This window comes from Yoonia maricola (assembly GCF_002797915.1).
In the GTDB taxonomy this organism is placed as follows: domain Bacteria; phylum Pseudomonadota; class Alphaproteobacteria; order Rhodobacterales; family Rhodobacteraceae; genus Yoonia; species Yoonia maricola.
This window is the reverse complement of the sequence record NZ_PGTY01000007.1, coordinates 1-1,057: the sequence shown is the minus strand read 5'-3', so window position 1 is coordinate 1,057 and position 1,057 is coordinate 1. Positions and strand designations below refer to the sequence as shown.

General features: G+C 58.8%; 1 protein-coding gene. It reads left to right on the top strand.

What is annotated here, in order from left to right; all coding sequences use genetic code 11:
- Positions 1-1,057 (top strand): elongation factor Tu (tuf, locus tag BC777_RS19175; protein ID WP_100369844.1); only part of this gene is annotated, 1,057 nt, incomplete at both ends.

The following is a 1,057-nucleotide window of genomic DNA, read 5'->3' as shown; positions in this document are numbered from 1 at the left end:
TGACAGCGGCGATCACGAAGTACTTTGGTGACTTCCAGGCCTATGACCAGATCGACGGCGCGCCCGAAGAAAAAGCCCGTGGTATCACGATCTCGACCGCACACGTTGAGTATGAGACAGAGTCGCGTCACTACGCGCACGTCGACTGCCCCGGCCACGCCGACTACGTCAAGAACATGATCACTGGTGCCGCCCAGATGGACGGCGCAATTCTGGTTGTGAACGCGGCTGACGGCCCGATGCCACAGACCCGCGAGCACATCCTGCTCGGTCGTCAGGTGGGCATCCCTTACATGGTTGTCTACATGAACAAGGTCGATCAGGTTGACGACGAAGAGCTGCTTGAGCTGGTGGAAATGGAAATCCGCGAGCTTCTGTCCTCTTACGAGTACCCTGGCGACGACATTCCTGTGATCCCGGGTTCGGCCTTGGCCGCGATGGAAGAGCGTGATGACGAGATCGGCAAGAACTCGATCGAAAAGCTGATGGAAGCTGTGGACAGCTACATCCCGACACCGGCCCGTGCGGTTGACCTGCCGTTCCTGATGCCGATCGAGGACGTGTTCTCGATCTCTGGCCGCGGGACTGTTGTGACCGGCCGTGTTGAGCGTGGCGTGATCAATGTCGGTGACGAGATTGAAATCGTGGGTATCCGCGACACATCCAAGACCACATGTACGGGTGTTGAAATGTTCCGCAAGCTGCTGGATTCTGGTGAAGCTGGCGACAACATCGGTGCCCTGCTGCGCGGTGTTGACCGTGAAGGCGTTGAGCGTGGTCAGATCCTGTGTAAGCCAGGTTCCGTGAAGCCACACACCAAGTTCGAGGCCGAGGCCTATATCCTGACCAAGGAAGAGGGTGGTCGTCACACGCCATTCTTTGCCAACTACCGTCCACAGTTCTACTTCCGGACCACAGATGTGACCGGCACGGTTGAGCTGCCCGCGGGCACAGAAATGGTGATGCCGGGCGACAACCTGAAGTTCAACGTCGAGCTGATCGCACCGATCGCGATGGAAGACGGCCTGCGCTTCGCGATCCGCGAAGGCGGCCGCAC